General features: G+C 66.5%; 10 protein-coding genes. 3 read left to right on the top strand and 7 right to left on the bottom strand.

Translation table 11 applies throughout. The features are described 5' to 3' along the window. Positions 1–85: 85 nt before the first annotated feature. From ACVWY0_RS04660 to ACVWY0_RS04650, 3 genes are all read right to left on the bottom strand, one after another. A complete protein-coding gene (locus ACVWY0_RS04660; RefSeq protein ID WP_485835632.1) occupies positions 86–736 on the bottom strand; it encodes an MBL fold metallo-hydrolase in 651 nt (216 codons plus the stop codon). 10 nt (positions 737–746) lie between these two features. Beyond that, positions 747–1,742, bottom strand: coding sequence for an aldo/keto reductase (locus ACVWY0_RS04655; RefSeq protein WP_485835631.1), 996 nt, complete (start codon positions 1,740–1,742; stop codon positions 747–749). A 65-nt stretch (positions 1,743–1,807) separates the two neighbouring features. Next, positions 1,808–2,446, bottom strand: coding sequence for a nucleoside/nucleotide kinase family protein (locus ACVWY0_RS04650; protein WP_485835630.1), 639 nt, complete (start codon positions 2,444–2,446; stop codon positions 1,808–1,810). Positions 2,447–2,849: 403 nt separating this feature from the next. Between ACVWY0_RS04650 and ACVWY0_RS04645 the strand changes: the two genes are divergently transcribed. Beyond that, complete coding sequence (locus ACVWY0_RS04645; RefSeq protein WP_485835629.1) at positions 2,850–4,271, top strand: amino acid permease; 1,422 nt, start codon at positions 2,850–2,852, stop codon at positions 4,269–4,271. 114 nt (positions 4,272–4,385) lie between these two features. Here the strand turns inward: ACVWY0_RS04645 and ACVWY0_RS04640 are convergent, their stop codons facing one another. Genes ACVWY0_RS04640 through ACVWY0_RS04630 form a run of 3 tightly spaced genes read right to left on the bottom strand, consistent with a single transcriptional unit; the run spans position 4,386 to position 8,121 of the window. Next, on the bottom strand, positions 4,386–6,176 hold the full coding sequence (locus tag ACVWY0_RS04640) for a cobaltochelatase CobT-related protein (protein WP_485835628.1): 1,791 nt from the start codon (positions 6,174–6,176) through the stop codon (positions 4,386–4,388). Positions 6,177–6,184: 8 nt separating this feature from the next. Next, positions 6,185–7,207 carry an AAA family ATPase gene (locus ACVWY0_RS04635; RefSeq protein ID WP_485835627.1) on the bottom strand — a complete coding sequence of 341 codons (1,023 nt, stop codon included), beginning with the start codon at positions 7,205–7,207 and terminating at the stop codon, positions 6,185–6,187. Continuing rightward, positions 7,195–8,121 (bottom strand): IclR family transcriptional regulator, encoded by a 927-nt coding sequence (locus ACVWY0_RS04630; protein ID WP_485835626.1) that lies wholly within the window; start codon positions 8,119–8,121, stop codon positions 7,195–7,197. Before ACVWY0_RS04630 ends, ACVWY0_RS04635 begins: the two co-directional genes overlap by 13 nt. Positions 8,122–8,326: 205 nt before the next feature. Between ACVWY0_RS04630 and xsc the strand changes: the two genes are divergently transcribed. Beyond that, a complete protein-coding gene (xsc, locus tag ACVWY0_RS04625) occupies positions 8,327–10,237 on the top strand; it encodes a sulfoacetaldehyde acetyltransferase (protein WP_485835625.1) in 1,911 nt (636 codons plus the stop codon). A gap of 209 nt (positions 10,238–10,446) precedes the next feature. Next, on the top strand, positions 10,447–11,940 hold the full coding sequence (locus ACVWY0_RS04620; protein ID WP_252568563.1) for an NAD-dependent succinate-semialdehyde dehydrogenase: 1,494 nt from the start codon (positions 10,447–10,449) through the stop codon (positions 11,938–11,940). Between the two features lie 79 nt (positions 11,941–12,019). On the opposite strand, the gene pdxR is transcribed toward ACVWY0_RS04620, so the two are convergent. Continuing rightward, complete coding sequence (pdxR, locus tag ACVWY0_RS04615) at positions 12,020–13,513, bottom strand: MocR-like pyridoxine biosynthesis transcription factor PdxR (protein ID WP_485835624.1); 1,494 nt, start codon at positions 13,511–13,513, stop codon at positions 12,020–12,022. Positions 13,514–13,590 lie beyond the last annotated feature (77 nt).

Here is a 13,590-nt window from a genome sequence, read left to right as displayed (position 1 = left end):
GGCTCAACCACCGGGTTTCGACAGGCTCAACCACCGGTGGTTGAGCCTGTCGAAACCTTTTCCGTAGGCTCGATCACCGACTTCCCTACCAGCCGCGGGCGCGCCACTCCTCCAGGTGCGGGCGTTCCGCACCCAGGGTGGTGGGGCTGCCATGGCCCGGGTGCACCAATGTGTCATCCGGGTAGGCCTCAAACAACCGCGCGGTGACGTCGTCCAGCAGCGACGTGAACCGCTCAGGATCCTTCTGGGTGTTGCCCACGCCGCCCGGGAACAATGAATCCCCGCTGAAGATGTGGGCAGGCCCTTCCGGGTCCTGGTACACAAACGCGATCGATCCCGGGGTATGGCCGCGCAGGTGCACGGCGGTGAGCTCGAATCCGTCCACGGCGCAGGTGTCCCCATGCTCCAGGATCCGGTCCACGGGCACTGGCAGCGCCTCGGCGTCGTCCTTTCCGGCAACGGTTGGGGCGCCGGTCGCTTCCATCAACGCCGGCAGTGCCCGGACGTGGTCCCAATGCTGGTGCGTCGTTGCAATCTGCACCAGTTTGGGCGTGGCCGCGGTATCCGCAGCGGCGTCCGCCAGCAACGCCTGGATGGCCGGAAGATCGTCCGCGGCATCAATGAGCAGCTGTGCGCCGCTGGCCTTCGCGGTCAGCAGGTACACGTTGTTGTTCATCTCGCTGACGGAGATGCTGCGGATGGTGATGTCGCGTAGGTCGTGAATGAGCGTGTCCATGGGCTTCAGTCTATTCACGGCCCTGGGACACCCACTTGGGGTCCGCCGAGCGGGAGCCGACGACGGCGTCCGCAGCCTGGTCAAGCGCCTCCAGTTGCGCCGGGGTCAGGTCCAGGGACAGTGCGCCCAGGTTTTCGTCGATCCGGTGCGTTTTGCGCGTGCCGGGGATGGGGACCACGGCCAGTCCCCGCCGTTTGCCCTGCTCCAGCAGCCACGCGAGTGCAACCTGGGCGGGCGTAGCGGACAGCTCGGCCGCGACCGATCGCACGGCCGCCACGACTCCCTGGTTCGCGTCAAAGGCGTCCGCGGCGAACCGCGGGATCCGGCGTCGGAAGTCGTTGGCTCCCAGGCTGGAAGCGTCCACCGTGCCGGTGAGGAATCCCCGGCCCAGTGGCGAATACGGCACAAAGCCCACTCCCAGGCTGGCCGCGGCCGGAACTACGTTGCGTTCCACGTCGCGGCTCCAGATGGACCATTCGCTTTGGACCGCGGCGATGGGGTGCACGGAGTGGGCTTCGGCCAGCTCCTGCGCGGTCACCTCTGACAGGCCAAGGTGTTTGACCTTGCCCTGCTGCACCAGCCCCGCCATGGCCTCCACGGTTTCCACAATCGGAACGCGGAGGTCACGGCGGTGCATGTAGTAGAGGTCGATCACGTCCGTGCCGAGCCGTTTCAGGCTGGCGTCGACGGCCTGCCGGACGTAGGCGGTATCTCCCCGGACATCCGTGTAGCCATCAGCCGGCGAGCCCACCAGGGAAAACTTGGTGGCGAGCTGTACTTCACCCCGGCGCTGCTTGAGCAGCTGCGCGATGAGTTGCTCGTTGCTGCCTCCGCCGTAGATGTCCGCGGTGTCGATGAAGCTGACGCCGGCATCCACGGCATGATGCAGGGTTTTGAGGGCATCGTGCGGGTCAACTTCGCCGTAGACCGGGGTGAGGGCCATGCCGCCGAAACCCAGGGGGCTGACGTTAAGGCCGTCGCCGAGGTGTACCAATGGTGCAGTCATGAGCGCTCTCCATTCGTTGTGGACTCTCGTCCCAGCCAAGAACCCCGGTCCTTGCCCCGGTATTCCTAGCCGATGTCCTGGCCCCACGGGATGATCCGGTCGGCGCCCTGCCGCGTTGCCTCGATCATCACCGCGTTGGCCTCATCCGGTCCCGCCGCCCACGCCTCCGCTGCGGCCCGCTCCATGCCGAACTCCACGTGCCGGTCCACCAGCCGGGCCAGCCGCAGCGCGGGAGGGGAATCCATGAACCAGACCTCATCCAGCTGCGCCCGGACATCCTTCCACTCGGGCGTCTCCGCCAGCAGGTAGTTTCCTTCGGTGATTACCAGCGGCACGGACGCGGGGACTGCGATGGACGCGGCCACCGGTTCGTCCAAAGTCCGCCGGAACTCGGGCGCGTACACCACTGCCTCGTCCCGGCGCACGAGCCGCTGCAACAGCGACAGGTACCCGCCGACGTCGAACGTGTCCATTGCGCCTTTGCGCTGCCGCAGCGGTGTGCCGTTGATGATCGCGTTGCCCAGGTGGAAGCCGTCCATCGGCACCACGACGGCGAGGTCCGGGCCGAACTCCTGCTGTAGTCGGGCCGCAAAGGTGGACTTGCCGGAGCCGGGCGCACCCGTGATGCCCAGGAGTAGCCGCCGGCCGCCGTCGAGCCTGTGCCGCAGGGCGTCGAGTGCCTGCTGTACTTCGGGGGAGTCCATGGCAAAAGCCTAAACCGGCCGCTGGTTCTCCCCGGTTTCCACTATCGGAACGAGGAGGTCACGGCGGTGTGGGTGCAGTCATCTTCGTACCGGACTGCAGCCATGAGAGACTTCGTGGACCCACGCATTCACCGCTGGCTCCCTCTTTTCCGCTTGATCTGGCCCTGTGCACCCCCTACGTCGGCTCCGTAGGTTTATGGCTACACCAGGAGGAGTGATCTGAATCACCCAGTGATTGCAGTACGGTCCGAACCTCCGGTGGACCTGGCTTCGCGCTTCGTGGCGCGGGCACCGAAGTGCACTTCAACGGGTTTCGTCAGAGTATCTTGGAGGAAACGTGTATCAAGCCGAACCCCGGCAGGCCGACAATGCCGGCCTTAGCAAGGGCCTCAAGAACAGACACATGAATTTGATCGCCATTGGGGGCGTCATTGGTGCCGGGTTGTTCGTCGGCAGTGGCGTGGTGATCAGCAGCACCGGCCCGGCGGCCATCGTCTCGTTTGCGATCGCAGGAGTCATCACCTTGCTCCTCATGCGGATGCTGGCCGAAATGGCCGTAGCGCGTCCGGTGGTGGGCTCTTTTTATGTCTACGCACGCCAGGCACTGGGACAGCGGGCCGGTTTCGCCACCGGCTGGATGTACTGGTACTTCTTTGTGATTGTGGTGGCAGTCGAGGCGATTGCCGGTGGCCGGATCATCCAGCTGTGGTTCCCCATGGTTCCGTTGTGGATGCTCAGCCTGGGCCTGATGGTGGTACTGAGCGCGACGAACATGGCTTCGGCCCGCTCCTTCGGCGAGTTCGAGTACTGGTTCAGCTCCATCAAAGTTGTGGCCATCGTCCTGTTCCTAGGGCTGGGCGTACTGTGGATCACCGGCCTATGGCCCGAGTCGACGCCGGGGATCGGCAACCTCTTTGACCACGGCGGTTTCACGCCGCTGGGCTGGGGTGCCGTGCTGGCCGCCGTCGTTCCCTGTGTGGCCTTCTACACCGGCGCGGAAATCATCACCATTGCGGCCGCCGAGTCCGAAGACCCCGAGCGTTCCGTCAAGAAGGCCATGCGCTCCATCGTTGCCCGGGTGGTGACCTTCTACGTCGGCTCGATCTTCGTGGTGGTGGCGATCCAGAGGTGGGATGCCGAGAGCGTCGGCGTGAGCCCTTACGCGGCCGTGCTGGACGTCCTGGGTATCCCGGCGGTGTCCACCATCATGAACTTCATTGTCCTCACGGCAGTGCTCTCGTGCCTGAACTCAGCCCTGTACACCACATCGCGCATGCTGTTTGCGCTCACCCGCAACGGCGATGCGCCCAAGTTCTTCACCAAGCTGTCACGGAGCGGCGTTCCGCGCCGTGCCATCCTGCTGGGCACCACCGTGGGCTACGTTTCGGTGGTCTGTGTCTACGTGTGGGGCGATGTGGTGTTCGCCTTCCTGGTGAACTCCTACGGTGCCGTGGCGCTCTTCGTCTACCTGGCGATCGCACTGTCACAGGTGGTGCTGCGCAAGAGACTGGACCGCGACGACCCCGGGGCGCTGAAGCTTAAGATGTGGCTGTTTCCATGGCTGAGCTACGCAACCATCGCGCTCATGCTCTTGGTCATCGCCGCCATGGCCCTGCTGCCCAGCACCCAGACCCAGTTCGTGATGAGCGGCGTGACGCTCGTGATCATCCTCCTCAGCTACGAGCTACGCCGGCGCTACGGCCGCAAGCCAGGAGAAGAGGCCGGCAACGACGCCGCCGACCTTCCGGCGGATCCGTCCGTGGACCCCTCGGCTGAAGGGCTCGAGGAGGAGCCCGACAAGCAGCCGGTAGCGGCCCGCCCCTGATCTTCAGGCCGGATGTCCGTCCGGTCCGTAAAGCCCGCCGCGGGGAAGTGCCAATGGAGGCGCGTCCCCGCGGCGGGCTTTTGCGTTGAGCGGCTTCGCCGCACGGAGGTAGCGTCAGCGGCGTCCGGCAAGCATGGCCAGGACCTGCCCGACGACGGCGGCACTGTTTCCGCGCGAGAGGTCCAGTGCGATGTTCCTGCGGTAGTACGGCGAGAGATCCAGCCCCACGCCCAGTCCGAAGATCTCCGCGTTGCCGGCGGCTTCGTGCGCCGCCACGACATCCCGTAGATGCTGTTCCAGGTAGTGGCCGTCGTTGGCCAGTGCGGTGGCGCCGTCCATCGGGCTGCCGTCGGACACCACCAGCAGGATCCGCCTTTCGGAGCCGTTGCTTCCCGTGCCGCCGTTCCCAGGGCCGCCCCTGAGCCGAGCGCAGGCCCAGTCCACGGCCTCGCCGTCGACTCCTTCACGGAACAGGTCCTTCTTCATGAGCCCGGCAATGGCCGGGCGGGCCCGCCGCCACGGGGTGTCTGCGTCCTTGAAGACCAGGTGCCGCACCTCGTTGAGCCGCCCCGGATGCGGGGGCCTGCCGATACGGATCCAGTCCTTCCCGGCGCGGCCGCCGTTCCAGGCAGCTGTGGTGAAGCCGAGGACTTCGCAGCGCGCGCCCGCCACTTCCAGGGCGCGCGCGTAGACGTCCACCAGCGCGGCCACGGCGGCGCTGTGCTCCTTCATGGAACCGGAGCAGTCCACCAGGAACGTCACCGCGGCGTCGGTCCGGGGTTCGATCCGTTCGGTCCGGAACACCCTGCGGTCCCCGGATGCCGTGACCAGCCGGGCGAGCCTGCTGCCGTCGAGCCGGCCCTCAATGGCGTCGCCGTCCCAGCCGTCGTGGACGGCCGTGGACAGGACCGCGCCCAGGGCACGGCCCAGCCGGGGCACGTTGATGCCCTGCCTGGCAATGTCGTCGTCCAGCTGCTGCCGATAACCGCGCAGCAGTTCGGCGCGGACCACGTCCGTGGCCTGGAGCTCGCGGTCATAGGCCGTGGTGAACTTTCGGTAGCCGTCCCCTCCGGCTTCCAGCGCATCGCTGCGCCCATACCCGGCGGTGGGGACGGCGTCGTCGTTGCTGTCCTGATCGAAGAGCAGCTGGAACTGCGGCACGCGGCCGCCGGAACGGGAGGGCCGCGCTTCCCGGGCTTCCAGGTGCTCGCTGATGGCAGCGACGGTCTCCGCGATGGCGAGGGCATGGCGGCCGAAGCCCGGCTGGGAGAACCGTTCCCGCCGCAGGGCGGCCAGATGCGTGCCGAGGTGCGGGGCAAGCTCGGCCCGGGTGGATTCAATCCGGTCCTCGAAGTCCGGGGACATCGGCTCCGCGGTGATCCTCGCCCGGCAGACCTGGGCCACGGTAAAGAGAATGAGTCCCAGGTCCGTGTCCGCCAGGGTGGACGCCTCGAACGCCCGGGACCATTGCTGGAAGCGGCGGTTCAGGTTGGCCCGGACCCCCGGCATGGCGGCGTCGGCCAGCGACTCGGTACGGAACTGTTCGAGCATCTCAAACACCAGCATTCGTGCCGGCGTTGCGGGGCAGAACTCCGCATGCAGAGCGGCATCGCTGTGCTGCAGCCGCAGCGCCATGCCGTCCGCCGCGCCGCGGAAGGCGTCCAAGGTAACGGCGTCCGTTCCCGGGTGGAGATGGGGCGCCGGCATGGCCACCGGGGCGCTCTCGCGGTACAGCGCGGGGCCGCGGAAGTGCAGGCCGCCCTGCCCGCTGAGCCCGCGCATGGCTGCGGCGCACAGTTCAAGGGTCTGCTTGCGGCGGCGCAGCGAGGTGGCTGCGAGCTGCCGGGAGGCGGTCTCCGCCCGTTCCCTCTCCGCCTGCTCCGTCTGTTCCACCAGGGAGGCCATGCGCGGCCCTAGCCGGCCGCGGCGGCAGCGAAGGCGTGGGTTGGCAGGACCTCGGCGGGCAGGTACCCCGAGGTCCGTGGTGCTTCCAGCTCACGGTCAAAGCATCGCTGAAAGAATTCGGCAATGAGCGGCTGCTCGGCTTCATCGCACTTGTTGACGAAGGACAGCTGGAACGCCTTGCCGGGATCGCCGAAGATCCCGATGTTCTCGGCCCAGGTGATGACGGTGCGCGGGGACATCAGGGTGGACAGATCGCCCACCCGGAAACCGTCCCGCGTCAGCTTGGCCACGGCCACCATGGACGCCACCAGTTTCCGGCCGGCTGCGTCGTCCAGTTCAGGGACCCTCGCCAGTACGATCCCGATCTCGTCCTCCGCCGGGGGATGGTTCAGGGCGGCCACGATGTTCCAGCGGTCGATCTGGGCATGGTTGAGCCGCTGGACGCCGTGGTACATGCCGTTGAGGTTTCCCAGTCCCACGGTGTTGGCCGTGGCAAAGAGCCGGAACCCGGGGTGCACGTCAAGGACCCTGTTCTGGTCCAGCAGGGTCAGCTTGCCGTCGCGTTCCAGGAGCCGCTGGATCACGAACATCACGTCCGGGCGGCCGGCGTCGTACTCGTCCAGGATCAGGGCCACCGGCCGTTGGATGGCCCAGGGGACAATCCCTTCCTGGAACTCGGTGACCTGTTTGCCGTCCTTCAGCACCACGGTGTCGCGGCCCACCAGGTCAAGGCGGCTGATGTGGCCGTCCAGGTTCACCCGGACACAGGGCCAGTTCAGCCGCGCGGCCACCTGCTCGATGTGCGTGGACTTGCCTGTGCCGTGCAGGCCCTGGAGCAGCATCCGCCGGTTCCGGGTGAAGGCGGCCAGGATGGCCAGGGTGACGTCGTGGTTGAAACGGTAGGCGGGGTCCACCTCGGGGACGTGCTCGTCGGCTTCCCGGAAGGCCGCCACCTTGAGGTCCGAATCGAGATTGAACACCTCGCGGACTGAAACCATCTCGTCCGGCATCAGGCGCGTCAGCTGGTCCACAGCTCGTCCTCCACGCCGTCAGTGTGGCCCGCGTCGATGCCGGCCACCCCGGCCGGGCTGCCCCCGGTGGTGCTGCCGCCGTCGACGGTTCCTTCCGCGGTGCCGGAACCGGCCTCGGCCTCGATCAGACCGATCGCCGCCGCAGCACGCTGCAGGGCCGGGAGCAGCTTCAGCCCCTTCTCGGGGGTGAGCCGCATGACCGGCGCCTGGACCGCGACGCAGAGATTGGACACGGTGTTCGCTGTGGGAACCAGCACGGCCACGCACACCATGCCGGGGAGGAATTCCTCGTCGTCGATCGCGTAGCCGTCCCGGCGGACGCGCTGGAGTTCCTCCTCGATCAGCTCGGGGTCCGTCACGGTCTTGTTCGTGTAGCGTTCCAGCGGCGCGGCGGCAATGAGGCGCCTGCGCTGTGCCGGGCTGAGCTGGGAGAGGATCATCTTCCCGCTGGCCGAGCAGTGCACCGGCACGCGGGAGCCGGGCTGGAGGGTGATCCGCAGCGGTTCGGACGTCTCGATGCGGTCCAGATAGACCACTTCGCTGCCGGACACCGCCGTCACGTTGCAGCTCTCGCCCAGTTCCGCGACCAGGTTCCGCAGCACCGCGTGGCGTGCGCCGTGGTGCATGTCGTTGATCAGCAGGTTCTCCGCCATGCGCCGCAGCCGTACGCCGGTGCCGTAGTGCCGGCCGTTGTTCTCCCGGATCAGAAGGCCGGAGCTCTCCAGTTGCTGCAGCATGCGGTGCAGCGTGGGCTTGGGTGTGCCGGTTTCCTCCACCAGGCCCTGGAGCGTGAAGAGCTGGTCCTTGGTGGCGATGAGTTCCAGCAGGGAGAACAGCCGCATGGTGGGGGTGTCCCCGGCCAGCTCCGTCGGCGCCTGCAGGGCGGGCTCGCCCAGCCTGTGAATCTCAGCCATTTTTTGTCCTCCACGTGGTCAAGCCGCACCGTAATTGGCATCTGGTTCAAGAATATCGTACGCAGCGTTCCGAATAATTGAAATACCCGTTGACGTTGTTGTTCTTTTGCCATAATCTCGGCATCAGCACCAAAACGGGAACGCTACGTTCCATTTTTTATAGTCAAACGCATCTGGGCGAAATCCTGGAGGAGGAGCAATCATCATGAGCCAAGACACCGTCGAACTCTCATCCGTTGCCAACGACGGCACGGCGGAAGCGCTCGTCACCGACTCATCCGAGGGGCAGGGCAAAGGCGCCCCGGCCCAGGCAGCACCGGCCAAGGCCGCCCGCGAAGTTGCCAAGGGCGTGCAGAAAATGACACCGTCGGAGGCCTTCGTGGAGACCATGGTCGCCAACGACGTCACCGACATTTTCGGCATCATGGGTTCAGCCTTTATGGACGCCATGGACATCTTCGCCCCCGCAGGCATCCGCCTGGTTCCGGTGGTCCACGAGCAGGGCGCAGCCCACATGGCTGACGGCTATGCCCGTGCCAGCGGCCGCCACGGCGTGGTCATCGGCCAGAACGGCCCGGGCATCAGCAACTGCGTCACCGGCATCGCAGCAGCATTCTGGGCCCACAGTCCGGTGGTCATCGTGACGCCGGAAGCCGGCACCACGGGCATCGGCCTCGGCGGTTTCCAGGAGGCCAAGCAGCTGCCCATGTTCCAGGAATTCACCAAATACCAGGGCCACGTGACCCACCCGGCCCGCATGGCCGAATTCACCGGCCGCTGCTTCGACCGCGCCATGTCTGAAAACGGCCCCACCCAGCTGAACATCCCGCGTGACTACTTCTACGGCGAGATCACTGTGGAGATCCCGCAGCCGCGCCGCGTGGACCGCGGCGCCGGCGGTACCAAGAGCCTGGACGAGGCAGCGGCCCTGCTCGCCACGGCCAAGTTCCCCGTGATCGTCTCCGGCGGCGGCGTCGTCATGGCCGACGGCGTGGAGGAATGCAAGGCCCTGGCCGAACGCCTGGGCGCCCCGGTGGTCAACAGCTACCAGCACAACGACTCTTTCCCTGCCAGCCACCCCCTCTGGGCCGGACCGCTGGGCTACCAGGGATCCAAGGCGGGAATGAAGCTCATTTCCCAGGCCGACGTCGTGATCGCCCTCGGCACCCGCCTGGGCCCGTTCGGCACCCTGCCGCAGTACGGCCAGGCGTACTGGCCCACCGAAGCGAAGATCATCCAGATCGACGCCGACCACACCATGCTGGGCCTGGTCAAGAAGATCAGCGTGGGCATCTGTGGCGATGCCAAGGCCGTGGCACTTGAACTGGGCAAGCGCCTGGACCAGCTCACCCTCGCTTGCGACGCCACGAAGGCCGAGCGTGCCGCCACCATCAAGGCTGAGAAGGAAAGCTGGGAAGAGGAACTCACCGCGTGGACGCACGAAAAGGATGAGTACAGCCTCGACATGCTCGAGGAGCACAAGAACGAGGACGGCAACTGGCTGTCCCCGCGCCAGGTGCTCCGCGAGCTGGAGAAGGCCATGCCGGAGAACGTCATGATCTCCACGGACATCGGCAATATCAACTCCGTGGCCCACAGCTACCTGCGCTTCGAGAAGCCGCGCAGCTTCTTCGCCCCGATGAGCTTCGGCAACTGCGGCTACGCGCTGCCGACCATGATCGGCGCCAAGGCTGCATCCATGGACCGTCCCGCCGTGGCCTACGCCGGTGACGGTGCCTGGGCCATGAGCATGGGTGAGGTCCTCACCGCAGTGCGGCACGACATCCCGGTTACCGCCGTCGTCTTCCGCAACCGCCAGTGGGGTGCGGAGAAGAAGAACCAGGTGGAGTTCTACAACCGCCGCTTCATTGCTGGCGAGCTCGACAACGGCGAGAGCTTCGCTGCCATGGCCCAGACCATGGGAGCCGAAGGCATTGTGGTCGACCAGCTCGAGGAGGTGGGCCCCGCGCTCAAGCGCGCGCTCGCCGCCCAGATGGAAGAAGGCAAGACCACGGTCATCGAGATCATGTGCACCCGCGAACTGGGAGACCCCTTCCGCCGCGATGCCCTCGCGAAGCCGGTCCGTACGCTCGAGAAGTACAAGGACTACGTGTAAATCCTCACGTCAGTCCAGCCTTGCCTGTGGAGGTCTTCCGTGTGGAGGCCTCCACAGGCCTGCTTCTGGAGTTGTAGCAAGACGGAGGCGGACGCCGTGGTCCTGACTTACGGCTCCTCCTGCACGGTGCTGGTCCAGCAGCTCAGTCTTCCAGGCCCGGCCGCGACAGGGCCAGATTTCTCGGCCCGACCCCATAGAAAAGGACGCTCATGAGTATCCAGTCAACGACCAACTCCCGGACCTCGCAGCAGGCGCTTGACGCCATCGCCACCGTCAGCACCGGCCTGTTCATCGACGGCGAATGGGCCGAAGCGGCGTCCGGGGCCCGTTTCGACGTCGTAAATCCCGCCACTGAAGAGGTCATCGCCACGATAGCTGACGGCGGTCCCGAAGACGCCCGCCGGGCCATCGAAACCGCCGGCCGCGTACAGAAGGAATGGGCCAAGACCTCGCCGCGCGAGCGGAGCGAGATTCTCCGCCGTGCCTACGACCTGATCACGGCCCGCCAGGATGAGCTCGCTCTCATCATGACCTCCGAGATGGGCAAGCCGTTCCCGGAGGCCAAGGGCGAAGTGGCCTACGCCGCGGAGTTCTTCCGCTGGTTCTCCGAGGAGGCCGTGCGGATCGGCGGCGACCTGACCACCACCGGCGACGGCAAGAACCGCATCCTCGTCTCCAAGGAGCCCGTGGGCCCCTGCGTGCTGGTCACGCCGTGGAACTTCCCCCTGGCCATGGGCACCCGGAAGATCGGCCCGGCCATCGCGGCCGGCTGCACCATGGTGTTCAAGCCCGCCAACCTCGCCCCGCTGTCCTCCCTGGCGCTCGTGGACATCCTGATCGAGGCCGGCCTGCCCAGGGGTGTGCTCAACGTTGTCTGCACCACCAAGGCCGCGGAGGTGGTGTCGCCTTGGATGGCCAGCGGCATCGCCCGCAAGGTCAGCTTCACGGGCTCCACCGAAGTCGGTGTGCGCCTGCTCCAGCAGGCATCGCAGCACGTCATGCGCTCCTCGATGGAACTGGGCGGGAACGCCCCGTTCATCGTGTTCGAGGACGCTGACCTGGACCGCGCCGTGGATGGCGCCGTCGCCGCGAAGATGCGCAACATGGGCGAGGCCTGCACGGCAGCCAACCGGCTCTTTGTGCAGCGCCCCATCGCGGACGAATTCGCCCGACGGCTGGCCGCCCGCCTCAGTGCCCTTTCGGTGGGCGACGGAGCCGACTCCGGCACCGACGTCGGGCCCCTCGTCGAAGAGAAGGCACTCACTAAAATGCAGGAACTGGTGGACGACGCCGTGTCCAAGGGCGCCACGGTGGTGTGCGGTGGCTCCCGCCCGGACCGCCCCGGCTACTTCTACACTCCTACTGTTTTGTCCGGCGTCAGCCCGGATTCCGACCTGATGAGCCAGGAGATCTTCGGGCCCGTGGCTCCTGTGGTTCCCTTCGACACCGAAGAGGAAGTCACCCGGCTGGCCAACGACACCCCGTGGGGGCTGGTGGGCTATCTCTTCACACAGGACGTGGACCGGGGCTTCCGCATGGGCGACGCCCTTGAAGTTGGCATGGTTGGGCTCAACACTGGAATTGTCTCCAACCCTGCGGCGCCCTTCGGCGGCATCAAGGCCTCCGGCCTGGGCCGCGAGGGTGGCCGGGTCGGAATCGAGGAATTCCTCGAGACCAAGTACATGGCTATTCCCCGCGTCTAAGCCCAGGCTAAGGCGCGGCCGGCTGCTGCCGTGGGGCTACCAGAAGCTGGTGCCCCACGGCATACCGGGATGTCTGGCGCTATTCAGCGGCGATTTTGGGTCTGCCGTCTCTCCCGGCAAGCAGGATCTTTGCTTCCTCGCCGACCAATGCCAAACCCTCCGCAATTGAGCGCGAGGGAATGGCGCCAAAACCAATCCTGAAGCAATTCCGCGGTGCGTCCGGTTGGATGAAATAAATATCGCCACGTTCAATGAGCACTCCGCGCTTTTCTACGGCGCGGACCAACTCCAAGGCATCCAGCCCGGGTGGCCCCTCCACCCAAAGACTGACGCCGCCGGGCGGGTACGGGCCCTGCTCCCAGGGCAGGCACTGCGCGGCGACCTCGGTGACCGTCTCCCAGCGCGTCTTCAGCTGCCGCCGGTGACGGCGCAGGGCGCGGTGGTAATCGCCGCTGTCGATCATCAGGGCGAGGGCGCGCTGCATGTGCCCGGGAGGGTGGCGTACCTGGTACCGCCGCACGCGCCGCAGTTCGGTGATCAGTTCCGCGGGCCCCACCAGGAACCCCAGCCGCAGCCCCGGGGAGAGGAACTTGGAGAATGTGCCCAGGTACAGCACGTCGCCGGTGGAGTCCAGCGCCTTCAGCGCGGGGCTGGGGCTGCCTTCGTAACGGAATTCGCTGTCGTAGTCGTCCTCGATGAGGACCGTTCCGGAGGCGGCGGCGAGCTTGAGCAGGCGACGGCGGCGCTCCATGCTGAGCGTGACGTTGGTGGGGTGGTGGTGGCTCGGGGTGACATACAGGAGGGCAGTGCCGCTGAGCGTCTCGGGGAGGCAGAGGCCGTCGCCGTCGACGTCGATGCCGTAGACCTGGGCGCCGGTGCGCAGGAAGATGTGGCGGGCGTCAAGATAGCCGGGGTTCTCGATGGCCACGCGCTGGTGCGGGCCCAGCAGTGTCCTGGCCAGCAGGTCCAGTCCCTGCTGGGAGCCGACCGTGATGAGGATTTCATCCGGTCCGGCCTCGATGCCGCGTGCGGGAAGGATCTGGCGGCGGATCATGTCGATGAGCATGGGGTCGTCCGCGCCCACGCTGTCCTGGAGGCTGGCGAAGCGGTGGGGCTGGTACAGGGCTTCCCGCAGGCTCCGCACCCAGGCGGTGGCGGGGAAGCTGTTGACATCCACCTGGCCGGCGACGAACGGGTACGGGTACGTGTACCAGTCCGGGGTTTTTTCAACCTCCGGGATACCCTCGTCGGCGTAGCGGCGCATCCGGGAGGACCAGTCGATCATCGAATCAGTGGCCGGCACCTCGGCCTCCGCCGCGGCCATCATCTCAGGGTTGACGAAGATCCCGCTGCGCTCATGGCTGATGACCAGGCCCTCGGTGAGCAACTCCTGGTAGGCCAGGTTGATGGTGTTGCGGGCAACCTTGAGCTCGGCGGCCAGCTCGCGGGAGCTGGGGAGCCTGCGGCGTGAATCGAAGATACCGACGGCGATGCCGTGCTCGATGACGCGGCGGACCTGCCGGTACAGGGGTTCGCTGGAACTGCGGTCAATCTCTATGAGTGTCCGTGGCACGATTCGCCTCCCAAGCAGCGCGATGAAGTATCAGGACCGAAAGAAGCGGGGGAGTTCAGTATGAACTCCCCCGCCAA

The sequence above is a fragment of the Arthrobacter sp. UYNi723 genome (genome assembly GCF_054057635.1).
This window is presented reverse-complemented; position numbering and strand designations above follow the sequence as displayed.

Excerpts from the sequence above, each read along its gene's own strand:
- ACVWY0_RS04660 (WP_485835632.1), bottom strand. The coding sequence starts at position 736 with ATGGACACGCTCATTCACGACCTACGCGACATCACCATCCGCAGCATC.
- ACVWY0_RS04655 (WP_485835631.1), bottom strand. The coding sequence starts at position 1,742 with ATGACTGCACCATTGGTACACCTCGGCGACGGCCTTAACGTCAGCCCC.
- ACVWY0_RS04650 (WP_485835630.1), bottom strand. The coding sequence starts at position 2,446 with ATGGACTCCCCCGAAGTACAGCAGGCACTCGACGCCCTGCGGCACAGG.
- ACVWY0_RS04645 (WP_485835629.1), top strand. The coding sequence starts at position 2,850 with ATGAATTTGATCGCCATTGGGGGCGTCATTGGTGCCGGGTTGTTCGTC.
- ACVWY0_RS04640 (WP_485835628.1), bottom strand. The coding sequence starts at position 6,176 with ATGGCCTCCCTGGTGGAACAGACGGAGCAGGCGGAGAGGGAACGGGCG.
- ACVWY0_RS04630 (WP_485835626.1), bottom strand. The coding sequence starts at position 8,121 with ATGGCTGAGATTCACAGGCTGGGCGAGCCCGCCCTGCAGGCGCCGACG.
- xsc (WP_485835625.1), top strand. The coding sequence starts at position 8,327 with ATGAGCCAAGACACCGTCGAACTCTCATCCGTTGCCAACGACGGCACG.
- ACVWY0_RS04620 (WP_252568563.1), top strand. The coding sequence starts at position 10,447 with ATGAGTATCCAGTCAACGACCAACTCCCGGACCTCGCAGCAGGCGCTT.